Origin of the sequence: Sphingomonas trueperi, assembly GCF_011927635.1 — a bacterium.
GTDB lineage: Bacteria > Pseudomonadota > Alphaproteobacteria > Sphingomonadales > Sphingomonadaceae > Sphingomonas > Sphingomonas trueperi.
In genome coordinates, this window is record NZ_JAATJB010000001.1 from 503117 (window position 1) to 526877 (window position 23761).

At 69.4% G+C, this 23761-nt stretch carries 18 protein-coding genes; 6 read left to right on the forward strand and 12 right to left on the reverse strand.

Translation table 11 applies throughout. The features are described from left to right. Positions 1–2: 2 nt before the first annotated feature. Both GGR89_RS02335 and GGR89_RS02340 read right to left on the reverse strand, forming a co-directional pair. Positions 3–1913: a hybrid sensor histidine kinase/response regulator gene (locus tag GGR89_RS02335; RefSeq protein ID WP_245201530.1), complete on the reverse strand. Its 1911-nt coding sequence runs from the start codon at positions 1911–1913 to the stop codon at positions 3–5. Positions 1914–2052: 139 nt separating this feature from the next. Beyond that, positions 2053–4455: a membrane-bound PQQ-dependent dehydrogenase, glucose/quinate/shikimate family gene (locus GGR89_RS02340; protein WP_125973144.1), complete on the reverse strand. Its 2403-nt coding sequence runs from the start codon at positions 4453–4455 to the stop codon at positions 2053–2055. A gap of 244 nt (positions 4456–4699) precedes the next feature. Between GGR89_RS02340 and GGR89_RS02345 the strand changes: the two genes are divergently transcribed. The 4 genes from GGR89_RS02345 to kdsA are packed head-to-tail and all read left to right on the forward strand — an operon-like array spanning position 4700 to position 9033. Next, the gene (locus GGR89_RS02345; RefSeq protein ID WP_125973146.1) at positions 4700–5884 is read left to right on the forward strand and encodes a hypothetical protein; all 1185 of its coding nucleotides are present in this window, start codon (positions 4700–4702) and stop codon (positions 5882–5884) included. Continuing rightward, positions 5881–6879: a KpsF/GutQ family sugar-phosphate isomerase gene (locus tag GGR89_RS02350; RefSeq protein WP_125973148.1), complete on the forward strand. Its 999-nt coding sequence runs from the start codon at positions 5881–5883 to the stop codon at positions 6877–6879. The genes GGR89_RS02345 and GGR89_RS02350 overlap by 4 nt, the downstream gene beginning before the upstream one ends. Further along, positions 6872–8200, forward strand: a complete 1329-nt coding sequence (locus GGR89_RS02355; RefSeq protein ID WP_125973150.1) for an RraA family protein — start codon at positions 6872–6874, stop codon at positions 8198–8200. Before GGR89_RS02350 ends, GGR89_RS02355 begins: the two co-directional genes overlap by 8 nt. 11 nt (positions 8201–8211) lie before the next feature. Continuing rightward, the gene (gene kdsA / locus GGR89_RS02360) at positions 8212–9033 is read left to right on the forward strand and encodes a 3-deoxy-8-phosphooctulonate synthase (RefSeq protein ID WP_125973152.1); all 822 of its coding nucleotides are present in this window, start codon (positions 8212–8214) and stop codon (positions 9031–9033) included. Positions 9034–9044: 11 nt separating this feature from the next. Here kdsA and GGR89_RS02365 read toward each other — a convergent pair whose 3' ends face one another. After that, complete coding sequence (locus GGR89_RS02365) at positions 9045–9269, reverse strand: DUF3072 domain-containing protein (protein ID WP_093296318.1); 225 nt, start codon at positions 9267–9269, stop codon at positions 9045–9047. 135 nt (positions 9270–9404) lie between these two features. Here GGR89_RS02365 and GGR89_RS02370 point away from each other — a divergent pair, with 135 nt between their 5' ends. Further along, the gene (locus GGR89_RS02370; RefSeq protein WP_125973154.1) at positions 9405–9794 is read left to right on the forward strand and encodes a four-helix bundle copper-binding protein; all 390 of its coding nucleotides are present in this window, start codon (positions 9405–9407) and stop codon (positions 9792–9794) included. Positions 9795–9843: 49 nt separating this feature from the next. Here GGR89_RS02370 and GGR89_RS02375 read toward each other — a convergent pair whose 3' ends face one another. The 4 genes from GGR89_RS02375 to dinB all read right to left on the reverse strand — a co-directional run bounded on the left by GGR89_RS02375 (position 9844) and on the right by dinB (position 15182). Further along, positions 9844–10518 (reverse strand): glycoside hydrolase family 11 protein, encoded by a 675-nt coding sequence (locus GGR89_RS02375; RefSeq protein WP_277600086.1) that lies wholly within the window; start codon positions 10516–10518, stop codon positions 9844–9846. A 115-nt stretch (positions 10519–10633) separates the two neighbouring features. Further along, positions 10634–12997, reverse strand: a complete 2364-nt coding sequence (locus GGR89_RS02380) for a hypothetical protein (protein WP_125973156.1) — start codon at positions 12995–12997, stop codon at positions 10634–10636. Between the two features lie 65 nt (positions 12998–13062). Further along, positions 13063–14004 carry a YihY/virulence factor BrkB family protein gene (locus tag GGR89_RS02385; protein ID WP_125973158.1) on the reverse strand — a complete coding sequence of 314 codons (942 nt, stop codon included), beginning with the start codon at positions 14002–14004 and terminating at the stop codon, positions 13063–13065. Between the two features lie 92 nt (positions 14005–14096). Then, positions 14097–15182, reverse strand: coding sequence for a DNA polymerase IV (dinB, locus tag GGR89_RS02390; RefSeq protein ID WP_125973160.1), 1086 nt, complete (start codon positions 15180–15182; stop codon positions 14097–14099). Positions 15183–15274: 92 nt separating this feature from the next. On the opposite strand from dinB, the gene GGR89_RS02395 reads away from it, so the two are divergent. Next, positions 15275–16153, forward strand: coding sequence for a PEP-CTERM sorting domain-containing protein (locus GGR89_RS02395; RefSeq protein ID WP_125973162.1), 879 nt, complete (start codon positions 15275–15277; stop codon positions 16151–16153). Here GGR89_RS02395 and GGR89_RS02400 read toward each other — a convergent pair. The 5 genes from GGR89_RS02400 to GGR89_RS02420 form a co-directional block, all read right to left on the reverse strand. Next, complete coding sequence (locus GGR89_RS02400) at positions 16129–18879, reverse strand: glycosyl hydrolase 115 family protein (RefSeq protein WP_167712699.1); 2751 nt, start codon at positions 18877–18879, stop codon at positions 16129–16131. The two genes, GGR89_RS02395 and GGR89_RS02400, sit on opposite strands and share 25 nt — an antisense overlap. Before the next feature lie 211 nt (positions 18880–19090). After that, positions 19091–20113 carry a DNA polymerase III subunit delta gene (holA, locus tag GGR89_RS02405; protein ID WP_125973166.1) on the reverse strand — a complete coding sequence of 341 codons (1023 nt, stop codon included), beginning with the start codon at positions 20111–20113 and terminating at the stop codon, positions 19091–19093. Beyond that, positions 20110–20613 (reverse strand): LPS assembly lipoprotein LptE, encoded by a 504-nt coding sequence (lptE, locus tag GGR89_RS02410; protein ID WP_125973168.1) that lies wholly within the window; start codon positions 20611–20613, stop codon positions 20110–20112. The genes holA and lptE overlap by 4 nt, the downstream gene beginning before the upstream one ends. Continuing rightward, on the reverse strand, positions 20610–23141 hold the full coding sequence (gene leuS / locus GGR89_RS02415; RefSeq protein ID WP_125973170.1) for a leucine--tRNA ligase: 2532 nt from the start codon (positions 23139–23141) through the stop codon (positions 20610–20612). The genes lptE and leuS overlap by 4 nt, the downstream gene beginning before the upstream one ends. A 13-nt stretch (positions 23142–23154) precedes the next feature. After that, positions 23155–23586, reverse strand: a complete 432-nt coding sequence (locus GGR89_RS02420; protein WP_125973172.1) for a DUF3576 domain-containing protein — start codon at positions 23584–23586, stop codon at positions 23155–23157. Positions 23587–23761 lie beyond the last annotated feature (175 nt).

A 23761-nucleotide genomic window follows, 5' to 3' on the forward strand; every position in this document is an offset into this window, starting at 1 on the left:
GCTCAGCCGAGCAGCGCGTCCACCGCGTCGAGCAGCTCGCGCTCGCGGAAGGGCTTGCGCAGCTGGGGCACGTCGCCCGGCAGATCCTCCGCCGCGTCGGTATAGCCGGTCAGCAGCAGGAAGGGCTGGGGCAGCCCGGCGTCGCGGGCACGGGTGATGAACTCGCCGCCGGTGCCGCCCGGCATCATGTAGTCGGTGATGACCAGCGCGGTCTGGGGCGCGCCGGAAAGGGCCGCCATGCCCTGGCTCAGCGATTCCGCCTCGGCAACAACGTGGCCGTGCGCGCGGAGCACTTCGGCCGCCGCTTCGCGGACGGCGGGATCGTCGTCGACCAGCAGGATCTCGGCGGTGCGAGTCGGCCGCTCGCGCAGCGTGTCGAGCGCGGGGGCGGGGGAGTCGGTCGCGGGCAGGATCAGGGTTGCGCTGGTGCCCTGGCCCGGCGCGCTTTCCAGCAGCAGTCGCCCGGCCGATTGCTCGGCAAAGCCATGGACCATCGACAGACCCAGCCCGGTGCCACGGTCGCCTGCCTTGGTGGTGAAGAAGGGCTCCAGCGCGCGGCGCAGCGTGGCCGCGTCCATGCCGCAGCCGTCATCGTGCACGACCAGCGCCAGATAGTCGCCGCGGGCGAGGCCGCGTACCTCGTCGCGGCGGGGCAGGCGGGTCTCGACGATGATCGTGCCGCTGACGCGGCCATCGGTCTTGATCGCATCGCGCGCGTTGATCACCAGGTTGAGCACCGCCAGCTCCAGCTGGTTGCGATCGGCGCGGACGGGGGGAAGGTCGGGCGCGCTGCGGATCGTGCAGATGATCGTCGGCCCCACCGAGCGCTGGAGCAGCTCGTGCAGGTCGGCGAGCAGCGCGACGACGTCGATCGCCTCGGGCGTCAGCGCCTGGCGCTTGGCATAGGCGAGCAGCCGCGCGACCAGGGCGCGGGCACGCTCGGCGCTGCTCGTCGCGCTGTCGATATAGCGGCGTGCCTTGGCATCCTCGCCGATCCGCGCGCGCAGCAGGTCCAGCCCGCCCAGGATGGGGGTCAGCAGGTTGTTGAGATCATGCGCGACGCCGCCGGTCAGCCGCCCAAGCGCTTCCAGCCGCTGCGCCTGCAGCGTCGCGGCCTGGCGCTGGCGGAAGCGGCGGAGTTCGCGCGTGAGGGCGAAGGCCAGTGCCGCGAACAGCGCCAGCGCGACGATGCTCCCGCCGATCAGCACGATCCGCGCCTGGCGAGTGAGCGCGGCGAAGCTGCCCCGCGGCACCGCCACTTCCACCTGCCAGCCGGATTCGGGCACCGGCGCCACGGCGGACTGCATCGCTTCCGTTCCGCTCGCGCCGGACTGGGCGATCACCGCGCCGCGCTTGTCGAAGATCCGCAGCCGCCAGCCGGGGGAAATCTCCTCGGCGAACAGCAGGTGCTGCATGGCGGTGATCGGCACGATGGCGGAGACGACATAGGGCGCCGCGCCATGGTTCAGCACGGGGGCGCGCACCGCGAACGCAGTCAGGCGGGGACCCCGGATGACATGGCCGACCTGCGGCTGGCGGGTGCGCACCGCGCGGGCGAGGCTGACCGGATCGATCACCTTGCCCAGCTTGCCGCCGATCGGCGCGGGCAGGTCGAGCAGGCGGTTGCCCTCGGAATCGGCAACGCTCAGCGTCGCCCAACCAGGATGGTCCGTCAGCAGCCGGCGCGCGAGCTCGGCGAAGCGGGGGCGATCGATGCCGCCGTCGAGCGTCGGCGAGCGGCTGATCATCTTCACCGCGTCCACCGTCGCGGCGATCTCGCGGCCGACGAGCCGCGCGGTCGATCGGCTGGCGAGCGCCGCCTGGCGATCGAGCGCGGCGCGCTGCTCGCGCAGGGTGACTGCGCCATAGGCCGAGCCGAGGACGACGATCGGCAGCAGACCGGTAAGACCCATCAGGATCAGCGAGCGTCGCAAAGTGACCCGTCCCCGTTCTCCGGGCCGATCATGCCCGTTTCGGATCAGGCATGTATTTCAAGGGGAAAGTCAAACCTATATCCTGGATCAACATATAACGAGCAACGATCCGGGATCCTTATTGCGCCCCCTTGGGCAGGGCATAGGCGACGATCGAATCGCCCCGCTTGGTGCCCAGCGAACCATGGCCGCCGGCTGCGATGACAACGAACTGGCGGCCGCTCTTCGCAGACCAATAGCTCATCGGCGTCGCCTGGCCGCCGGCCGGCAGCCGGCCGCGCCACAGCACCTTGCCGGTCGTCACGTCATAGGCGCGCAGATAATAATCGAGCGCCGAGCCCATGAACGCCACGCCGCCCGCGGTCAGCATCGGCCCGCCCAGCGAGGGCACGCCCAGCTTGAACGGCAGCGGGACCGGGGTCTGGTCGCGCGAGGTGCCGTTGCGGTGCTGCCACACGGTCTTGCCGCTCACCAGATCGATGCCGGCGACATAGCCCCAGGGCGGCGCCTGGCAGGGCAGGCCGAGCGCGGAGAGGAACGGGTTGAGCGCCACTGCGAACGGCGCGCCGGTATTGGGATTGAACCCCTTGATGTCGGAGCCGCTGAAGTCCGAGCCGCCGGCGGGTCCGCGCTGCCCGCGCGGCGCCGCGTCCGATTCCTTGCGCGGGACCAGCCGGTCGACGAACGCCATGTAGTTCGGGTGCGCGAAGGCGACCATGCGGACGGGATCGATCGCCATGCCGCCCCAGTCCATCACGCCGAAATTGCCGGGGAAGACCAGCGTGCCCTGCTGCGAGGGCGGGGTGTAGGGCCCCTCGTAGCGCAGTTGCTTGAACTTGATGCGGCAGGCGAGCTGGTCGAACATCGTCGCGCCCCACATATCCGCATCGGTGACGCGCTTCTTCGACATCAGGCTGAGCGCGGATTCGGGCTGAGTGGGGGCGGTACGGTCGCCGGGCGCGGCGCTCTGCGGCACCGGGATCTCGCGCACCGGCACCACCGGCTGGCCGGTGCGGCGGTCGAGCACGAAGATGTTGCCGGTCTTGGTCGACTGGATCAGCGCGGGCACCCGGCCGCGGCCCGGCAGGTTGAGGTCGACCAGCGCGGGCTGGGCGGGCACGTCCATGTCCCACAGGTCGTGGTGGACGGTCTGGAAGGTCCAGCGCACCTTGCCGGTCGCCGCCTCGAGCGCGATCACCGAGGTGGCGAAGCGCTCGGTCTCCGGCGTGCGGCGGCCGCCCCATTGGTCGATCGCGGCCATGCCGGTGGGGATGTAGACCAGGCCCAGCGCCGGATCGGCGGCGGCGATCGTCCAGCTGTTCGGGCTGGAGGGGAGGTAGCGGCCGGTGCCCGGTGCCTTTGGCGCGGTGTCGTTCGGGTTGGCCGGATCGAACGCCCATACCGCACGGCCGGTGTTCACGTCGTACGCGCGCACCACGCCCGAGGGCATGAAGGTCGTCTTGTTGTCGTAGACCGCGCCGCCGAACACCGCGAGGTTGCCGATGATCACCGGCGGCGAGGTGATCTGCCACCAGCCGCGCTGCTGGCCGGGCAGGCCGGGCCAGACATCGACCTGGCCACCCGTGCCGAAGCCGGGGCAGGGGCGGCCGCTCGCCGCGTCGAGCGCGATCAGCCGAGCGTCGTTGGTGCCCATGATCAGCCGGTTATCGCATATGCCGCCGGTTCCGGGCGCGGCGCCGTTGCTGTGGTACGACACGCCGCGGCAGGTGAGGTGCTGCATCTCCTGCGAGGCGCGGATCTGTGGATCGTAGCGCCACACCTGCTTGCCGCTCTCCGCATCGAGCGCGAAGACGATGTTGTGCGGCGAACAGAGATAGACGAGGTTGCCGACCTTGATCGGCGTTACCTCATAGGTGAATTCGTCCGGATCGGCGCCGGTCTTGAGATCGCCGGTGTGGAATTCCCAGGCCTTCTCCAGCCTGGCGACGTTTCCGGGGGTGATCTGGTCGATCGGCGACCAGCGATCGCCGCGCCACGAGCGGCCATAGGCGTTCCAGTCCTCCTTGGGCGTACCGCCCAGCACGCTGGCGGGCGCGATGCCACGGGCACCGGGCAGTGCGCCGGAAAGGTCGTGCGGGTTGGTGAAGGCGGTGGCGAGCAGCACGAGGGCTGCGATGCCGAGGCTGCCGACCAAGGGCCAGGCGCGGCCCGGCCAGCGCGGCGAGCCCAGGCGTCGCGTCACGAAGGGCAACGCCAGCACGATGCCGAGCGGCACCAGGATGTCGCCGCGCGGGGCGAGCGCCCAGAAGTCCCACCCGGCCTCGGCCACCGCCCACACCATCGTCGCGACCAGCAGCGCTGCATAGAGCGTCAGCGCCGCCGCGCGCCGCCGGTGCAGCAGCCAGGCGGTGGCGAGCAGCGCCAGCCCGGCGAGCAGATAGTAGATCGATCCCCCGAGCAGCGCGAGCCATAGCCCGCCGCCGCCGATCGCCAGCCCGATCAGCGCCACGATCACGGCAAGGATGGTGAGCGAGCGCGAGGATCGTTGCTGGTCGGCCATGGGCGCGCTCCGAAATCGGATCGAGGGGAGATGTCCGCCCAACCGGTGCGCGGCACCGCGGTTCCGGCGCCGTCGCGCACTAGGCAAGTTTTTCCTAGCGTCGCGCCCGGCCGGGGTACGGCTGTTTCTATAAGAGACACAAAGGGGCGGTTGGCCCCCGGTTCGTGACGGAGCAGGCATTGGCGGGCATCATCCATCCTCGACGCGCAGCGCAGCCGGCGACGCGCCGCCAAGGCAGTGCGGCATGAGGGTCCTCTTCTACCTTCCGGTGGTGACGCCCTGGTGGTTCGAGCAGGTGATCGAGCCCCTGATCCGCCGCGTTGCCGATGTGGCCGAGGTGCACGTGCTCGCGCCCGCCCCCTGGTGCAACACCGGGCTCGGTGCCCCGGAGCTCGAGCGTGTCGCCGATCTGGCGAACGTCCGCTGGGCGATCGTCGACGATGCCGGGCATCCCAGCCTGCGCACGGTACCGAGCGACCCGCAGGGGCTGATCGACTATGTCCGCGGCCTCGCGCCCGACCTTACGCTGTGCCGCAGCGCCGATTTCGAGACGCCGCGCCATTTCCCGGGCCAGGTCCGCTACATCATGGAGGCGGTGACCACGCCGTTCCAGCCGGTGTCGCCGGCGAACACCGTCCATTTCACCGAAGAGCCCTTCGTCAACGGCGCGATGCCCGTGCTCTCGGAGGCGGATGCCGCCCGGCTCGACGCGCTGATCGCGCCGTTCTGGCCGGACATGGAGGCGCATTGGCAGGCCGCCGCGCGCGATCGCGATTCGGTCTATCGCGCGATCGGCATTCCCGGCGATCGGCCGGTGGTCGTGCTCCCGCTCGAATATGAGCATGCGGAGAATTTCTTCCTGCAGCACCGGCCCGACCGGCTCAGCAACCAGGCGCTGGTCGCGCAGGCGGCGGCCGCGGCCGAGGCGGCGGGGGTGACGCTGGCCGTCACCGATCATCCGCTCAACACGCTGCACGTCGATCGCGACGCGCTGTACGACTTCATCTTCGATCTCGGCGGACCGATCCTCGCCGATCAGCCGGTGTTCGGCGTCTCGGCGACCACGGCGCTGCTCCGCCACGGCGACGGCGTGCTGCTGAACGATTCGAAGAGCTTCGCCGTCGCTGCTGCCTTCGGCGTGCCGATGTTCCGCCAGTCGCGCTTCCCCAGCGCAGCCTGGCTGCACGCCGAGACAGATCTGGCCGCCTATTTCGCCGCAGTGCGCGCGGGCAAGGCGCAGCGGCCGGACATGGACGCCGTCCGCCGCTGGTTCGCCTATCACAACGCCAACGAGGCCTTTTACCCGACCGATCCGCTGCTCACCGGGGCGATGGTGATCGAGCGCGCGCTGAACCCGGTCGATCCGGCGCGCTGGGAAGCCGGCGTAGCGCGGCTCCAGCGCTATGCGGCGCTGGAGACCGTCGCATGAAGCATGCAGCGATCGTGCAGGCCGCAGAGTCGACCCCGGTCCCCGCGCTCGCCTGGGCAGGCGAGGTGATCGCGGGCGAACGCCGTGCGCTCGAAGCCTTCGAGGCCGCCTTGCCGCCCGCGCTCGCCGATGCCGTGGCGGTGATCGCGGGGCGGGCGAGCCCGCTCACCTGCCTGGGCATGGGCAAGTCGGGGCTGATCGCCGCCAAGGTCGCGGCCACCTTCTCCAGCCTCGGCACCCCGGCCTATGCGCTCAACGCCGCGGAAGCGGCGCACGGCGACCTGGGCGCGGTGCAGGACGGCGACGTCGTGCTGCTCTTCTCGAACAGCGGCACCACCGACGAGATCCTGCGCATCCTGCCCGTGCTGAAGGGCCGCGCCTGCGTGCTGATCGGCGTGGTCGGCCGCCCCGATTCGCCGCTCGGCCGCGCGGTCGACATCCTGATTCCCGCCTGCGTCGCGTGCGAGGCCGATCATATCGGTATGGCACCCACGTCGAGCACGACGCTCCAGCTCGCGATCGGCGACGCGCTGGCGGTGGCGGTCAGCCGCAGCCTGGGCTTCACCCGCGCCGATTTCCTCCGCCACCATCCCGCCGGGCTGCTCGGCCGCCAGTCGCTGCCGCTGCGCACGCTGATGCGCACGGGCGACGAGCTGCCGGTGGTGGGCCCCCATGCGCCAGTCGCCGACCTGCTCGCCGCCATGTCGCGCGGGCGGATGGGCGCCGCCTGCGTGGTGGGCGAGGACGGCAGGCTGCTCGGCCTGGTCGTCGACGGCGACATCCGCCGGCACTTCCAGTCCCGCCGCGACGTCTACGACACCCCCGCCAGCGCGCTGATGCAGCCGCGACCGCGCGTGATCGACGTGGCTGCCACGCTCGGCGACGCGCTGCTGCTGCTGCGCGAGCGCGAAGGCGGCTATTCGGTCCTGCCCGTGGTCGACGGTGCGGGGCTTTTGCACGGCATGCTGCATGCCAAGGACATGTTGAATGGCTAAGCCCCTGAAGATCGTTGCCTTCGTTCCCGCCAAGGGCAGCAGCGAGCGCGTGTCGGACAAGAATACCCGGATCCTCGACGGCGAGCATCTGTTCCGCCGCAAGCTGCTCCAGGCGCTCGACTGCCCGGCAATCAGCGAAGTCTGCCTCGATACCGAGAGCGCGGCGATGGCCGCGCTGGCGAGCGATCTGCCGGTCACCTGGCTCCAGCGCCCGAGCGAACTGGCGACCAACGCCACCGACGGGCACGGCATGTTCGCCTGGGAATGTGCGCAGCGCCCCGATGCCGATATCTGGGTCCAGCTGCTCTGTACCGCGCCCTTCGTCACCGCCGACACGATCGGCCGGGCGATCGAACGGCTGCTCGCCGATCCGGAGGCGGACAGCCTCGTCGCGGTCACCCGCGCCAAGCAATATTGCTGGGACGGGCAGCTGCCCGCCTATGGCACCGGCCGCATCCCGAACAGCGTCGAACTGCCGGAGACGATCGTCGAGGCGATGAGCCTCTACATCGTCCGCCGCACCGGCGAGGGCCCGGCGACGCGCCGCTTCGGCACGCGGCCGATCCTGTTCGATCTCGATCCCATCGAGCAGATCGACATCAACCATCACCACGACCTGCTGATCGCCGAGACGGTTGCCGCCGGCTTCCGCCAGGCCGAGGTCACCCGCTTCCGCGCGATGCTGCCGCATCTCTCCTCCCCGGTGCTGTCGGATATCCTCAAGGAGCGCGGCCACCGGGTGGTGCTGCCCAAGGCGCTGCGCCCGACCACGGGGGGCAAGTTCCTCGGCCGCGCCAAGACGCTCGAGCTCGCCGCGCTGCCCGACCGGCCCGATCGCGAACCCGGCGGCGCATGGAACGGCATCTATGGCGCGTTGCAATCCTATCGCTTCGTGCGGCCCGGCGACGTGATCATGGTCGCGACCGAGCTGCCCGACTTCGCCTATTTCGGCGACCTCAACGCCAATCTCGCGATCCGGTCGGGCGCGGTCGGCGCGGTGATCGACGGCGCGACGCGCGACACGGCGGACGTGCGCGCGCTGGGCCTGCCGGTCTATGCCCGCAGCCAGACCTGCGACGACATCAAGTACGAGGGCACGGTCAAGGCGATGAACCGTCCGATCACCATGGGCGAGGTGCGCATCGCCAATGGCGACGTGATCTTCGCCGACCAGGACGGCATCGTCGCGGTGCCGCGGGCATTGTGGCCCGAGATCGAAGCGGCGGCGTGGGACGTGCTGTCCAACGAAGCCACCATTCGCATGCAGGCCGCGCGCGGCCGCGACGTGGATGCCATTCTCGCCGATTGCGGCGCGTTCTGAAGGATTTTCGCATGAAGACGGTCAAGGTCGGTGCCCTGGAGATTGCCAACGACAAGCCGTTCGTGCTGGTCGCCGGGCCGTGCGCGATGGAGAGCCGCGACCATGCCTTCTTCATGGCCGAGGCACTGACGACGCTGTGCGCCGATCTCGGCATCGGCTTCCTCTACAAGAGCTCGTTCGACAAGGGGAACCGCACCTCGATCGACGCACCGCGCGGCATCGGCATGGACGCGGCGCTCAAGGTGTTCGCCGAGCTGAAGGCCGCGTTCGGCTGCCCGGTGCTGACCGACGTGCACGATGCCGGCCAGTGCGCGCCGGTGGCCGAGGTGGTCGACGTGCTGCAGATCCCGGCCTTCCTCTGCCGCCAGACCGACCTGCTGATCGCCGCTGCCCGGACCGGTCGCGCGGTGAACGTCAAGAAGGGCCAGTTTCTCGCGCCCTGGGACATGAAGAATGTCGCCAACAAGCTGGCGTCCACGGGCAACGAGAAGATCATCCTGTGCGAGCGCGGCGCCAGCTTCGGCTACAACACGCTGGTCAGCGACATGCGCGCGCTGCCGATCCTGGCGGAAACCGGCTATCCGGTGATGTTCGACGCCACCCATTCGGTGCAGCAGCCGGGCGGGCAGGGCACCAGCTCGGGCGGGCAGCGCGAATTCGTGCCGGTGCTCGCGCGCGCCGCGGTGGCGGTGGGCGTCGCGGCGGTGTTCATCGAGACGCACCAGGCGCCCGATACCGCCCCCAGCGACGGCCCCAACATGGTGCCGCTCGACCAGCTGCGCGGCCTGCTCACCCGCCTGAAGGCGTTCGACACGCTCGCCAAGGCGGGCTGAGCCGACGCCGCTCAGCGGCCGAGCTGTTCCTTCAGCGCATCGATCCGCTTCGAGGCCTCGGCCTTGTTGAGATCGCCCTCGATCGGCGGCTCGCCCGCTTCCTCGAGCAGGGTGGTGAGGTAGGAGGCCTGGGCGCCGGTCATCGGATCGTCGCCCGAGACCCAGTCGTCGGGGTCCTTTTCGGTGTTCGAGCCGGGATGCTCGTCGAGCTTCGGGTTGTGCAGCGTTTCAGCCATGATCGCCTCGCGGGTTGTTCCTGTTACGTTCGATAACGGGCGGCGCAATGGGCTGGTTCCACGGCATTTCTTCTGAACCCTCGCGGCTTCGGTCCGTTAGGGGAGGACCGATGCCGGCCAGCAAGGAGCCATGCCATGTCCCTCGAGAAGATGATCGCGCTGCACCCCGATGTGGGGGCCGATGCCAACGAAGCGCTCGCCAAGGCGGCGCGCCACGCCATGCTCTGCTCGCTGATGTGCACCAGCTGCGCCGATGCCTGCGTCGCCGAGGAAATGGACATGCGGCAATGCGTGCGGACCTGCCTCGATTGCGCCGATGTCTGCGCCGCCACCGCCCGGTTGGCGACACGGCGGACCGGGCAGAACATCGCGATGCTGCGGACGATGCTGGAGACCTGCATTCGCGCCTGCGAACTTTGTGCCGAGGAATGCGCCAGGCACGACCACGAGCATTGCACGCTCTGCGCGACGATGTGCCGCGAGTGCGCCGGGGATTGCCGCGCCGTGCTGCCCAGCGTGCAGTAACGCCGGGTAGCAGGGGCGGGAGGGCGCGCAGACCCTCCCGCCCGCGCCGTCACTGCTGCCAGACGGTGACGTTGGAATTGCCGACGCTGCCGAAGCCCTCGGTCGCCATGACCTGATAGTTCATCGTGCCCAGGTTCATGCCGACATTGGCCCAGGCATTGACATGGTTGCGGAAGGTGATTGTGTTGTTGACGCCGGTGGCGCGCTTGGCGGTACGCACGCTCCAATATTGGTAGAAGGTGGCGTTGCCGATGATCGACGGCGCGTTGACCCGCTGGGTACGGTAGATGCGGTAGGTGCCGCCGTCGCTGTTCACCGTGCCGAGCTGCTGCGCATTGCCCGGCGGGGTGAAGTTGCCCCAATTGTCGACGACATAATATTCGACCAGCGGATTGGTCGACCAGCCGTACAGCGTCAGATACCCGTTGTTGCCGGGTACGAACACGCCTGCATTATAGCCGACGACGCGGTTGATCGATCCCGTTGCCCAGCCCTTGCCGACGACGAGATTGCCGCTGCCGCCGAGGCTCCAATTGACGCTGTAGTTGCCGCCGCTGCCGAGCGTCATGCAACCCGAGCCCGAATCGCGGAAGAACGTATAGAAAAAGCCGTTGTTGGTGCCGGTCTGGTTCGAGCAGATTGTCTGCGCATGTGCGCTGCCGATCGATGCCGCTACGGCGAGCAGCGATGGTAGCGCTATCATTTTTAGAGCCTTGGCGATCATGATTCCTCCTCCTTCGACGGTCGTTACCGAACATTGTCACATATCTACGTCGTGACGTGCGCCAACATGATCGATGCGAAGGTGAGTCGTCAATGTGCTCCAAAGATACTTTGATTCACTTGGGAGGTGCTACGCGTGCCACCGCGTCCGGCGCGTCGTGCAGGCGCAGATAGAGCGTATTCCCTGCCGGTGCGGGGAGGGAGATCGTGGCGCCGACGAAGCCGAGCGGCACCGTGGTCGGCCGCGCGAAATCGGGCGAATCGCTCAATGCCGCGACGACGAACAGGTCCTGGCCGGCAAGCGTGCAGGGCGCGCCGTCTCCCGGGCAGGTCAGCCCGGTCAGCACCGGCAGCCGCGCGAGCGTGACCAAAGGCTGCCAGTCGCCGGGCGTGCCGTCCTGTACCAGCCGGTAGCGCAGCGGGCCGGCGATACCGGCACCGAGCAGCGCGCGGGGCGTGAAATGCGCGACCACCACCTCGGCACCGACCCGCTGCAGCGCGCCGTCGCGAAAACCGAGCCGGGCGCTAGGGCCCTCGGCGCCGGCGATCTCGACCGTGCCGCCATCGCCGAGCGAGCCGCGGGTGACCTTGAACGAGAAATCGATCGCGGCATCGGCGGGCAGCACGCCGTCGGGCAGGGTGATAGGCAGCGCGCCGGTGGCGGGCTTACCGCTCGATGCGCGGCTGAGCAGCGTCGCCGCGGGGCGCGGCGCGGTCGCGCGCACCGCCAGCTTGACGCTGCGCCCGTCGCGGAGCCGCACCACCGCCTCGCCGTCGCCGGCGGGGATCGGGCCCGGCGCGGTCATCGCCAGCCGGTCGCCGTCGTTACCGCGCGACAGGGCCCCGGCGGTGAAGTGCAGCCCGCGCCAGTCGAGCCCCGCGACCTGGTCGAGCCGGGCGCCTTCCAGCACGCCCTCGGCATCGCCCTCGTGCACCACGAAGCGATCGAGCCGGCTCGCCTCCAGCCGCGCGACCAGCGGGATCGTGTCCGGCGGGGCGCTGCCGAAGCGGGCGATGTTGAGCGTGAATGCGCCGGGCTTGGCGCCCTTGAGCGGCAGCGTCATGGTCAGCTCGTCCTGGCCGGTGACCTTGAACGGCACCGGGGTGCGGGTGCCCGCGGCATCGCTGAGCGCGATCTGGCTGACGCAGAAGGCCGCGCCGCCGCGCAGCACCAGCGGATGCTCGCGCCCGACGACGACGTTGCTGTCCGGCACTGCGCGCCACGCGCCCATCTTGTCGAGCTGCACCGGCAGTCGCGGCCCGGTGAAGGGGTCGAACCCCCAGCGGCCCTGCAGCGCCGCGTTGGAGACGGTGCCGAGGTCCGCCGGCACCGCGCCGTCCAGCTTCACGCCGCCCTTCTCGACATCGGGCAGCACGGGGAAGTCGCGCGCAGCACCTTCGTTGCTGGTCACCCGCACCGAGAGCGATCGGCCGAAATCGGTGGCGTAGAGGAGCGGCGCATCCTCCAGCGGCAGCACCAGATCGGGCTTGGCGAGGCACACCGGCGTCGGCCCGCCCGCCTGCCAGATCGGCGGGGTCGCGGGCCCGATCGGCGGCAGCGGCGCGGCGAGCACCGAGCGTGGGCTCTGGAAGGAGGGCGCGGCGTTGAGCAGCAGCTTCAGCGTGTCGCCGCGGCCCAGCGCCAGCGCCGGCAGATACTGATATTGCGGGCTGCGGAACGCGCCGAACAGCTTGGCCACGTCGCGCGCCAGCCCGATGTACGAGCTGTAATAGCCGCCGCCCGCCTGGGGTGTCGCGGCGATGCTGTAGGCGAGGTCGGCGGTCGATCCGGTCAGCGTCTCGGCCAGGGTCGTGCCGCGCTGGGTCTGCAGCACCAGCGAATCGCGATTCTGGGTGAGGCACGCCGCCTGCAGCCCGCGCGGGCGCGCCAGGCATTCGGCGTTGAGCTTGATCCGCAGCGCATTGGCGAGCACCGGCGCGGCGGTGGCGAGGCGTTCGGGGGCAGTATCGCCGATGCGGGCAATTTCGGTGACGAACGCATCGAGCCGCGCGCGGTCGAGCGAGGCCTGGAACAGGTCCTGCGCCACGCGCACGAACACGCCGGGGCGGCCTCGAACGGCGTCGCGCACCGCATCGAACCCGCCGCCGGTATCGGGCGCGAGCAGCAGCACGGCCTGTTCGGCGCCGTCGGGCACGGTCAGTTCGAGCTTGTTCTTCTTCTTGCGCCAGGTCTCGGCGACGAAGAACCAGTCCTTGGGCGGCGGGTTGGTCGCGCCGCGCAGGAAGGCGACGACCAGCAGATAATGCGCCGACTGGTCGGGCGGCAGCGCCGCCTCCGCCGTCACCTTGTCGCCCGGCTGGAGCGAAGGCACCGCGCCGATCGGCAGCGTCGTGCTGCCGCGCGTTACCGTCAGCTTCAGGTCCGGCCCGACCAGGTCGAAGGCGTTCTGCTGGGCCTGGGCAGGGAAGGCGGCGCAGAGCAGCGCCAGCAGCAGCGGGATCAGGGGAAGGCGAGGCATCGCGCCGCTATAGGGGAAGCGGGCAGGGCAGGGCCACCGCCTGCGCGACGAGCCGTTGTATCGTGTCACTCAGCCACGTTGTCCGCCACCCAGGCGCGGCGCTGGCCGAGCGGCTGGGGCGCGCCGGTGGTGGTGTCGTGCTCGGTCTGGTGCTCGAGCTCCGAATTGAGTTCGGCGCCGAACAGCAGCACATAGGACGACAGATAGAGCCAGGTGAGCAGCGCGACGATCGCGCCGAGCGAGCCATAGGTCGCATCGAAACGCCCGATATAGCGGACATAGGCGCCGAAGCCGAGCGTCAGCCCCAGCCAGAGCAAGGCGGCGAGCAGCGATCCGGGCGTGATCCACGTCCAGCGCGGCTTCCCGCGCGACGGGCCAAAGCGGTAGAGCGCCGCCGCGCCCGCCGCTCCGGCCAGCGTCAGCAGTACATGGCTGACGATCTTGCCGAGCACGAGCAGCGCGTCGGGGGCGAAGGGCAGCAGGCGATCGAGCGCGCCGAGTGCGGTCATCGCGCCGGCTGCGAGCACCGCCGCGATCACGGCGCCGAGCGTGATCGTCAGCGCGGTGAGGTTCACCCACACGAAGTTGCGCTTCTCCTTCTCCTCATAGGCAATGTTGAGCGCGGCGATGATCGCCCCGGCGCCGTTGCGCGCGCCGAACAGCGCGATGGCGAGCGCAATCAGGATGCCGAAGCCCTTCCGGCTATCCGGGCTGTCGACGAGGCCGAGCAGCTGGTCGCCCACCACCGCGGCGATGTCGCGCGGCAGGATGGTGGAAAGCGCGCGGACATCGTGCAGCACGGTAGCCGGATCGGCGATCAGCCCATAGCTCAGCACCACCGCGCCGAGCAGCGGCACCAGCGCGAGGAATCCGTAAAAGGCGACGCCGGCGGCGATCAGCCCAATATTGTCGTCGCTTGCCTCGTTCCAGCTGCGCCACAGCACGGACTTCCAGCCGGCCCAGGGCATTGCCCATGGGCTGCGCGCGTCGCGCCCTTTCGGATCCATCCTGCTTCCCCTGTTTCTTGTGGCGGGAAAGCGCGCGACCCGCGGAGCGGGTTCCTTGCGCACCAAGGTGCAGGGTGTTGAAATCGCGTCGGTTAGGCCATGTCGGCATGGCCGAACAGCGGCAACGGCTCGGCCAGCCCGCGTTCGAAGTTGGAGACGGTCACCCCCACCAGCCTGATGCCCTTGGGCGTCGGCAGCACCGAGCGCAGCAGCGCGATGCTGGCGGCGTGGAGCTGCTCGCGGCTGGTGATCGGCGCGGTGTGGCTGCGGCTGCGGGTGATGATCTGGAAGTCGGCGTACTTGATCTTCACCGTGGCGGTGCGGCCGAACCCCTGGGTGCGCTCGCACCATTCCCACACGTCGTCGGCCTGGCCCAGCACCGCCGCCTCGATCTCGGCGTCCTCGGTGAGGTCGCGGCTGAAGGTGGTCTCCGAGCCCGAGGACTTGCGCTCGCGGTTGGGGTTCACCGGCCGCTCGTCGATACCGCGGACGATCTGGTGATACCATTCGGCGCTGCTGCCGAAATGCTGCTGGAGGAAGTCGAGCGACTTGGCGCGCAGATCCGCGCCCGTCTCGATCCCCAGCCGCTGCATCTTGGCCGCGGTCACCGGTCCCACGCCGTGGAAGCGCGAGACGGGCAGCGTCTCCACCCAGGCCGCGCCCATGTCCGGGGTGACGGCGAACTGGCCATTGGGCTTGCGATGGTCCGAGGCGAGCTTGGCGAGGAACTTGTTGTAGGAAACGCCGGCCGAGGCGGTGAGGCCGGTCTCCGCCAGGATGCGCGCGCGGATCTCCTTGGCGGTCGCCCAGGCGGTGCCGAGCCCGCGGCGGTCCTCGGTCACGTCGAGATAGGCTTCGTCGAGCGACAGCGGCTGGATCAGGTCGGTATAGTCGGCGAAGATCGCATGGATCTGCTGCGACACCGCCTTGTACACGTCGAACCTGGGCCGCACGAAGATCAGGTCGGGGCAGCGCCTGAGCGCGGTGACCGAGGGCAGGGCCGAGCGTACCCCGAAGGTGCGCGCCTCGTAGCTCGCCGCCGCGACCACGCCGCGCGCCGCCGCCGATCCCACCGCCACCGGCTTGCCGCGCAGCGACGGATCGTCGCGCTGCTCGACCGAGGCGTAGAACGCATCCATGTCGATATGCAGGATTTTCCGAGTGGGCGGCGGGGCCATGGCGGGGATATACCGCCGGATGAACGAATAGGGAACAGCGTTTCCGCCCCAAGTCATTGTGGAACGGACGGGCGGGCGGCTAAGGAAGCGTCATGCCAACCTTTGCTCGCCGCCTTGCCCTCCTGCTGGCCTGTTTCCTCTGGACGCTGCCCGCGGCGGCGAAGACGATCCTGTTCGTCGGCAACAGCTTCACCTTCGGTGCCAATTCGCCGGTGATGCGCTACCGCCCCGATCGCGTGACCGACCTCAACCGCGAGGGTATCGGCGGGGTGCCCGCGCTGTTCCGCACCTTCACCATCGAAGCGGGGCTCGACTGGCAGGTGAGCCTCGAGACCTCGCCCGGCAAGGATCTCGCCTGGCATTTCGCCAATCGCCGCGCGCTGATCGACCGGCGCTGGGACGTGGTGGTGCTGCAGGGGTACAGCACGCTCGATGCGGAGCGGCCGGGCGATCCCACCCGGCATCTGGCGGCAGCGCGCGAACTGGCGGCGCTGTTCCATGCGCGCAACCCGGCGGCGCAGGTCAACCTGGTCGCGACCTGGTCGCGCGCAGACCAGACCTATCGCCCCGGCGGGCATTGGCACGGCGCGTCGATCTATCGCATGGCCGAGGATCTGCTCGCCGCCAATCGGCTGGCGCTGATGCCGGGCTCGGGCATCTTCGGCGTGCTGCCGGTCGGCACCGCCTGGAACCGAGCGATCCGCGACGGCTATGCGGATCCCAATCCCTACGACGGCGTGGCGTTCGGCCAGGTGAGCCTGTGGACCTGGGACCAGTATCACGCCAGCGCCGAGGGCTATTATCTGGAGGCGCTGGTCGCATTCGGCGCGATCACCGGCCGCGATCCGCGCAGCCTGGGCCCGCGCGAGCGCGCCGCCGAGGATCTGGGGATCAACCCCGAGGTCGCCCGGCGGTTGCGCGACGTCGCCGCCGCCGAGCTGGCGGCTCAGCGGGTCGGCGGCGCCCCGTAATAGTCGGGCGCGCCGTCGAGGCGCACATCGATCCGGTCGAGCAGGAAACCCGGGTCCATCGCGAAGACCTCGATCCTGTGCGCGCCGGCGGCCAGCAGGCCGAGCTTGAGCGAGCGGGTCGCGGTGTTGGAAAGGACGTTGACCTTCCACTCGTCGCTGCGGCCATGGGTTTCATAGTCCAGCACGGTGATCGCGCCGCCATCCACCCGCACGCCGATGCGGAGCTTGTTGGCGGAGGTGAGGGCGTGGACGGGCAGCGCGACGATCCTGAGCTCGGCATCGCCCTTGTTGCCCAGCACGAAGGGCAGGGCGAGCGGGGCGGCAGCGTCGGCCTTGTCGCTGGAGGGCAGGTCGAGCTTGCTGCGCAGCACGGCGCCGCGTGAGCCCAGTTCGGCGATCCGCTCCCACGGCGTGCCGGCCAGCTTCAGGTCTGCCGGGGTGAGCGAGATGATGTGGTTCACCTCGGGGGTGGCGTCGCCGGCGGGGAAGGGCTGGAGCACCGGTTCCAGATAGACCATCGCGCCGTTGCAGCGGATCTTGCCCGCGGCGATCGGGCCCTTGCCGTCATAGTGCACCGCGACGCGCATCTCGTAGCCGTTGCTGGCATCGAGCCGGCCGGCGCGGGCGGAGAGTTCGACGCCTTCCAGCCCCTCGACCGTCCAGTCGCTCACCGCGCCCTTGCCGTACACGGTCATGTACCGCGTCTCCGCCTTGCCGGGGGCGAAGGCGAGCGCGCGGGCATCGGCGCCACATGGTGCGACGGGCGTGAGATCGATCTTGGGATAGGGCGGTTCGGCGAACACGGCGAGCTGGCGCGGGGCCATGTCCATGATGCCGCGCCACTTGCCGCCATTCTGGGCATTATAGGCGGCGGTATCGGCGACGATGGTCTGGTGCGCGGCGCGGGCTTGCTCCGCGAGCGCATTGGTACTGGCACGGCCCTGGCGGGCATAGAGCGCGGCGAGATCGAGCTTGAGGTTGCGCTCGTTGAGCTTGGCCGCGCCGCGCACCGGGTAGAGGACCAGCTGGAAGAAGGCGTCGCGGCGATCGGCGGGCATGGTCGCGGCCAGCGCTTCGGCCTTGGCGAGCAGCGCCTGGTAGCGGGCGATCCGCGCCTCTGCCTCGCCGCCGCCGGAACGGACATAGTCGCCGATGCGGATCGGGGTCTCGGGCTCGACGGTGCTAAAGCCCATGAACTCGGGCTTCCGCTCCCAGGCGAGGTCGTAAAATTCCATCAGCACATCGGCCACCGCCGGACCTTGCTGCGGCCCGAACTGCTCGGCCGCCCAATCCGCCAGCTGCGCGCGTACCGGCTTGGCCAGCAGCTTCGTGTCGAAGGCGATATCGAGGAAATAGCTGGTCAGCACCTCGCCCGGCTTGATGTCGCCGACATTCACCACCCACAATTTCCGGGTGCCGGTCTGCCATGCGCGGTCGAGCTGTTCGCGGATCAGCCCTGGATGAGTGGTCGCCAGCCACAGATAGTCGTGCGGCCGCCCCCAATAGCTGATGTGGTAATAGAGGCCCGAGCCGCCCTTGCGCGCGCGCTCGGCGGCGGTGGGCAGTTGGCCGAGATAGCCGTAATTGTCCTCGGGCCAGACGAGCGTCACGTCCTCGGGCACCTTCAGCCCGCTGCGATAGACGTCCAGCACCTCCTTGTAGAGCGTCAGCACCTGCGGCACCTGGTCGGCCGGCTTGCCCTGCGCGGTGGCGAGCAGGCCGCGCTGCAGGTCGATCGCCTGGCTGGTGGCGGCGAGCGCCTGTTCGGGGCTCCTGGCGCCTTCCAGTGCGGAGTCGTGCTTGCCGCGCAGGCCGATCGTGTAGACGTTCTCGAAGCCCTTCACGTCGTCCACGCGGCGGCGCCAATAGTCGACCATGCGGTCGCGGTTGGTGAAGAAGTTGAACGGCCCCTCGGTCTTCTCGTCCCACTCGCGGACATTGTTGCGCAGCATCGGCTCGGCATGCGAGGTGCCGACGACGATGCCGTAGGCCTTGGCCATCTCGGCATTGCCGGGGATCTGGTAGAAGGGCTTGGTGCTTTCGTGCATCGCCGGCCAGATCAGATTCGCCTTGAGCCGCCACATCAGCTCGAAGACTCTCGCGTAGGTCTTGGGGCCGATATCGCCGGTCTCGGGCTCATAGGTCTTGGCCGCCCAGGGCTGGAGGCCCCAATCCTCGTCGTTGAGGAAGATGCCGCGATACTGGACCGACGGCGCGTCGGAGAGCAGCCGGCGGCCGTCGACCACCAGCCGGTCGGCATGGCGCGGGGTGACGTCCGCCCACCATTCCCAGGCCGAGATTCCGATCGCGCGGCTGAGGTCCACCGTGCCCCAGATCGCACCGCGCGGGTCCGAGCCGGCGATCAGCAGGTAGGAGCGGCCGGGGTGCTGCTTGGAGGGGGCGAGAACGCGGATATAGCGTTCCCACTGGCCGTTCAGCGCGGCGAGATCGACCTTCGCGTCGGCCGCCACGGCGCGGACCAAGGCGGAATCCTTTTGCCCGATGACGATGCAGAGCTTGGCGCAGGCGGCGAGGTCGCTTGCTACGAGGGGCGTCTTCCCCGCACGCTTGCCGATGTCGCGGGCGAGCAGTTCGCCCGCGAGCTTGGCCGAGGTCGCGTCGTCATGGACGATGGTCGCGGTGGTGTGGCCGTCGAACAGCACCGCCTGCTGGGCGTGTACGGCGGTTGGAAGGGCGAGGAGAGCGGGCAGGGCGAGATGACGCATGCTGGGGCTTGAAGCATGGCGAAGGCCGGAAGGGAATCCCCAGATCCTCCCCGGAACGGGGAGGGGGACCAAGGCGCGCAGCGGCTTGGTGGAGGGGCCGCGCCGTTAGGCGCGGGTGGGCTGAAGCGTGGGGATACCGCCGCGTGCCGCGGCGGCCCCTCCACCACCGCCTTCGGCGGCGGTCCCCCTCCCCGCGCCGGGGAGGATCGAGTCAGCCCTTCGCCCGTGCCGCAGCTCGCGCGATCGCGACGCACTCCACTTCCGCCAGCAACTCCCCCGCGCTGCCCGAACTCATCATCGTCCGCTCGGCCGTCCGCACCCGCTCGATCGCCCGCGCGATCTGCGGCGCGGACCAGCGGCGGAGTGCGCGACCGGTGGCGGGGCGTTCCTTGAAGAAGACGCGGTGGCGTTCCATCGCGTCGTCGACGCTGGCGCCCTGGTCCATCTCGGCGCGCAGTTCGGCCAGCGTCATCAGCCGGCGGACCAGCTGGCGCAGCAGCGGAATCGCCGAGCCGCCGCCTTCGCCCAGCTTGGCCAGCTCCTCGCCGACTTCGGCCACGCGCCCGTCGAGCACCGCCTCGATCGCGCCGAACAGCTCGCCTTCGCCGAGGTCCGCGCCGATCGCATCCAGCGCCGCGCCATCCGCATCGCGCGGATGTTCGGGATCGGCATCGAGGAACAGCGCCAGCTTCTCGATCTCGCGAGTCAGCACCGCGCGGTCGCCGGCCGAGGCCAGCGCCAGCCGGTGCGGCACGTCGCCGGTGAGGCGCAGCCCGTGCTCGCGCGCGATCGTGCCCGCCAGCTGGGCCGCGCCCGCGCCTTCGGGCACGTAGCAGGCGAACGCCATGGCGGTCGGCGCGGCGATCGCCGCCTTGACCAGCTTGCCGCTGGTCTTGAGGTTCGGCCCGATCGCGACCACCGGATTGCCCGCGCGCTCGGCGCCGAGCAGCAGCGCGATCGCCTCGGCCGCGCCTTCCTCGATATTGGAAACCCGGATGTAGCGCGGTCCCCCGAACAGCGAGAGCGACGCCGCCTCGTCCGCAAGCAGCCCGGGCTGGTCGCGCAGCATCTTCATGTCGATGTCGATGCGCTCGACGTCCGGCCCCAGCGCCTTGCCGAGCCGCTGCGCGAGATCGGCGGCACCCGCTTCGTCGGGGCCGTGGAGCAGATAGAGCCGGGTACCGGGCCTGGGCGAATCTACCGCCGCGCGGATCTGGCCCGCATTGGCCTTCACTTGGGCCGCGCGCCGCCTTCGCGGACCGTCCGCGCCAGACGCGCGACGATCTGGTCGGCGACGATGCCCGAGAGCCGCTCCAGCGCCGACTTCTCGGCGGCGATCGTGGCATATTCGGAGCCGACCACGTCGATGCCCGCGTCCGACCCGGCGGTGGCATCGAGCACCACCTGGCCATTGCGGAGGTCGATCAGCTGGTAGCGCGCGCGCAGTGTCCGCCGCTCGCGCGAGACCGAGTCGTCGCGTCGCACGCCCAGGCCGATGATCTGGTCGTCGAGCTTCACTTCGAGACGGTACGCCGCCGCACCGCCGTTGTTCGCCAGCCGGTCCTTGAGCGCGTTGGACACCAGCCAGCCCGACTGGCCCTGGATCGGCGCGACCTCGATCGCCGACAGCGTCGTCGCGACCGCGCCGCCGCTGCCCCCCTGGTACATCGGATGCAGCCCGCACCCGGAGAGCGCGAAGGCGAAGGGGGCGAGCAGGGCGACGGTCTTGTTCATGCGACGATGTTCACCAATCGATCGGGCACCACGATGATCTTGCGCGGTGCGTTGCCTTCGAGCAGCCGAACGATCTTGTCCGACGCAAGTGCCGCGGCCTCGACGACGTCCTTCGCCGCGCCCTTCGGCATCACCAGCGTATCGCGCAGCTTGCCGTTGACCTGCACCGCGATCGTCACTTCGTCGTCGACCAGCAGCGCCGGATCGACCGCCGGCCATGCGGCATCGGCGATCATGCCGGTCTCGCCCATCGCGGCCCAGGCCTCTTCGGCGATGTGCGGCACCATCGGCGCCACGACGCGGACCAGCGCGCGGATCGCGGCGGTGCGCGAGGCGGAGGGCTTGGCCTTCTCGATCGCCGCGGTCAGCTCGTAGAGCTTGGCGACGGCCTTGTTGAAGGTCAGCGCCTCGATGTCCTCGGCGACGCCCGCGATGGTGCGGTGGAGCTTACGGTCGAGATCCTTGTCCTCGCCCTCTGCTGCTTCCAGGCCATCGAACAGGCGCCACAGCCGGTTGACGAAGCGCCAGGCGCCCTCGATGCCGCTCTCGCTCCATTCGAGGTCGCGCTCGGGCGGGCTGTCGGAGAGCACGAACCAGCGGGTCGCGTCCGCGCCATACTGGTCGACGATCTCGGTCGGATCGACGGTGTTCTTCTTCGACTTCGACATCTTCTCGACGCGGCCGACGGTAACCTCGGCGCCGGTGTCGGTCAGATAGGCGGAGCCATCGGCGCGGAACGAGACCTGGGTCGGCTCGAAATACACCTTCCGCTCCAGCCCCTCATGCTCTTCGAGCTGATAGTAGCTGGCGTGGGTGACCATGCCCTGGGTGAACAGCCCGGCGAACGGCTCGGCCACGTCGATACGGCCGATATGGCGCAGCGCGCGGGTGAAGAAGCGGGCGTAGAGCAGGTGCAGGATCGCATGCTCGACGCCGCCGATATACTGGCCGACCGGCAGCCACTGCTCGGCCACCGCCTTGTCGAACGGCTTGTCCGCAGGCTGGCTGGCGAAGCGCAGGAAATACCAGCTCGAATCGACGAAGGTATCGAGCGTGTCGGTCTCGCGCCGCGCGGGCTTGCCGCACTTGGGGCAATCGACATGCTTCCAGGTCGGGTGCCGATCCAGCGGGTTGCCGGGCACGTCGAACGACACGTCCTCGGGGAGCGAGACCGGCAGCTGGTCCTTGGGCACGCCGACGGGGCCGCAATCCTCGCAATGGATGATCGGGATCGGGGTGCCCCAGTAACGCTGGCGGCTGACGCCCCAGTCGCGCAGGCGCCACACGGTGCTGCCGGTGCCCCAATTGCCTTCCTCGGCGCGGCGGATCACCTCGCGCTTGGCGTCGACCACGTCGAGGCCGTCGAGGAAGTGCGAGTTCACCAGCGTGCCGGGGCCGGTATAGGCCTCGGTGCCGTCGAACCTGGGATCGGTCTTGTCGCCTTCGGAGACGACGCGGCGGATCGGCAGGTCGTACTTGGTCGCGAATTCGAAGTCGCGCTGGTCATGCGCCGGCACGCCGAACACGGCGCCGGTGCCATAGTCCATCAGCACGAAGTTCGCGATATAGACCGGCACCTGCCAGCTGGCGTCGAACGGATGCTGTGCGGTGAGCCCGGTGTTCCAGCCGAGCTTTTCCTGCGTCTCCAGCTCGGCGGCAGTGGTGCCGCCCTGCTTGCAGCGCTCGATGAACGCCTGCACCTCGGGGTTGCCGGCCGCGAGCTGCTGCGCGATCGGATGGTCCGCCGCGATCGCGACGAAGCTCGCGCCGAAGATCGTGTCCGGCCGCGTGGTGTAGACGGTCAGCCCTTCGCCGTTGGACAACTCCCACGTGAACTGCAGGCCTTCCGACTTGCCGATCCAGTTTTCCTGCATCAGCTTCACCTTGTCCGGCCAATGCTCGAGGCCCTTCAGCCCTTCGAGCAGGTCGTCGGCGAAATCGGTGATCTTGAGGAACCACTGGTTGAGCTTGCGCCGCTCGACCAGCGCGCCCGAGCGCCAGCCGCGCCCGTCGATCACCTGCTCGTTGGCGAGCACGGTCATGTCGACCGGATCCCAGTTGACCGCGCTTTCCTTGCGATAGACCAGGCCCGCCTCGTACAGGTCGAGGAACAGCGCCTGTTCCTGGCCGTAATAGTCGGGCTCGCAGGTGGCGAACTCGCGCGTCCAGTCGAGCGCGAAGCCGAGGCGCTTGAGCTGCGCCTTCATCGTCGCGATGTTCTGGCGGGTCCAGGCGCCGGGATGGACCTTCTTTTCCATCGCGGCATTTTCGGCCGGCATGCCGAAGGCGTCCCAGCCCATCGGATGGAGCACTTCCATGCCCTTCATCCGGCGGAAGCGCGCCAGCACGTCGCCCATCGTGTAGTTGCGCACATGGCCCATATGGATGCGCCCCGAAGGATAGGGGAACATCTCGAGCACGTAGGACTTCGGCTTGGGCGAATCGTCGCGGGCGGCGAAGGTGCGGTTTTCCTCCCACGCCTTCTGCCACGTCGCGTCCGCCTTCAAGGGATTGAAGCGTGACGCCATTATGAACTTCCGGTTAGTTGGCGACGGCCGCGCGGCGCAGGTCGCGTGCACGGGTCAGGATGATGTCCTCGAGCTTCTGGACGGTGGCGGCCTGCACGGGGGCCGAGACCCAGGCGCCGTTGCGGTTGACTTCGCGCAGCGCCGCGACCCGCAGCGCATCGGCGCGCAGATCCTGGTCGAGCACGGTCACCGTCACCTTCATCCGCTCGGTCGGGACGTTGGGATTCACATACCAGTCGGTGACGATTACGCCGCCGTTCGAATCGGTCTGGAGCAGCGGCATGAAGCTCAGCGTGTCCAGCGTGGCGCGCCACAGATAGGCGTTGACGCCGATCGTCGTCACCTTCGACGCTGCGAGGTCGGCATTGGGGCGCGACTTGTGGCTGCAGGCGGCGGCGGAAACAGCGAGCGACCCCAGGATCGCAAAGCGCAACAGGCGGTTCATGGACGTCGTACTTCCTACCGGGCAAGGGAATGAGTGCCCGCATCTATAGGGCGGGATGTGGCGGGAGCAAGGCCGACGCGCTGGTATCCGATTGGTCGCAGATGGTACGATTCTGTGGGTTGCGTGCAACACTCCGGGAAAATTGCTGCCACCGGTGGAACGTCGCTTTGATTCC

Excerpts from the sequence above, each read along its gene's own strand:
- GGR89_RS02335 (WP_245201530.1), bottom strand. The coding sequence starts at position 1,913 with ATGGGTCTTACCGGTCTGCTGCCGATCGTCGTCCTCGGCTCGGCCTAT.
- GGR89_RS02340 (WP_125973144.1), bottom strand. The coding sequence starts at position 4,455 with ATGGCCGACCAGCAACGATCCTCGCGCTCGCTCACCATCCTTGCCGTG.
- GGR89_RS02345 (WP_125973146.1), top strand. The coding sequence starts at position 4,700 with ATGAGGGTCCTCTTCTACCTTCCGGTGGTGACGCCCTGGTGGTTCGAG.
- GGR89_RS02350 (WP_125973148.1), top strand. The coding sequence starts at position 5,881 with ATGAAGCATGCAGCGATCGTGCAGGCCGCAGAGTCGACCCCGGTCCCC.
- GGR89_RS02355 (WP_125973150.1), top strand. The coding sequence starts at position 6,872 with ATGGCTAAGCCCCTGAAGATCGTTGCCTTCGTTCCCGCCAAGGGCAGC.
- kdsA (WP_125973152.1), top strand. The coding sequence starts at position 8,212 with ATGAAGACGGTCAAGGTCGGTGCCCTGGAGATTGCCAACGACAAGCCG.
- GGR89_RS02365 (WP_093296318.1), bottom strand. The coding sequence starts at position 9,269 with ATGGCTGAAACGCTGCACAACCCGAAGCTCGACGAGCATCCCGGCTCG.
- GGR89_RS02370 (WP_125973154.1), top strand. The coding sequence starts at position 9,405 with ATGTCCCTCGAGAAGATGATCGCGCTGCACCCCGATGTGGGGGCCGAT.
- GGR89_RS02375 (WP_277600086.1), bottom strand. The coding sequence starts at position 10,518 with ATGATCGCCAAGGCTCTAAAAATGATAGCGCTACCATCGCTGCTCGCC.
- GGR89_RS02380 (WP_125973156.1), bottom strand. The coding sequence starts at position 12,997 with ATGCCTCGCCTTCCCCTGATCCCGCTGCTGCTGGCGCTGCTCTGCGCC.
- GGR89_RS02385 (WP_125973158.1), bottom strand. The coding sequence starts at position 14,004 with ATGGATCCGAAAGGGCGCGACGCGCGCAGCCCATGGGCAATGCCCTGG.
- dinB (WP_125973160.1), bottom strand. The coding sequence starts at position 15,182 with ATGGCCCCGCCGCCCACTCGGAAAATCCTGCATATCGACATGGATGCG.
- GGR89_RS02395 (WP_125973162.1), top strand. The coding sequence starts at position 15,275 with ATGCCAACCTTTGCTCGCCGCCTTGCCCTCCTGCTGGCCTGTTTCCTC.
- GGR89_RS02400 (WP_167712699.1), bottom strand. The coding sequence starts at position 18,879 with ATGCGTCATCTCGCCCTGCCCGCTCTCCTCGCCCTTCCAACCGCCGTA.
- lptE (WP_125973168.1), bottom strand. The coding sequence starts at position 20,613 with ATGAACAAGACCGTCGCCCTGCTCGCCCCCTTCGCCTTCGCGCTCTCC.
- leuS (WP_125973170.1), bottom strand. The coding sequence starts at position 23,141 with ATGGCGTCACGCTTCAATCCCTTGAAGGCGGACGCGACGTGGCAGAAG.
- GGR89_RS02420 (WP_125973172.1), bottom strand. The coding sequence starts at position 23,586 with ATGAACCGCCTGTTGCGCTTTGCGATCCTGGGGTCGCTCGCTGTTTCC.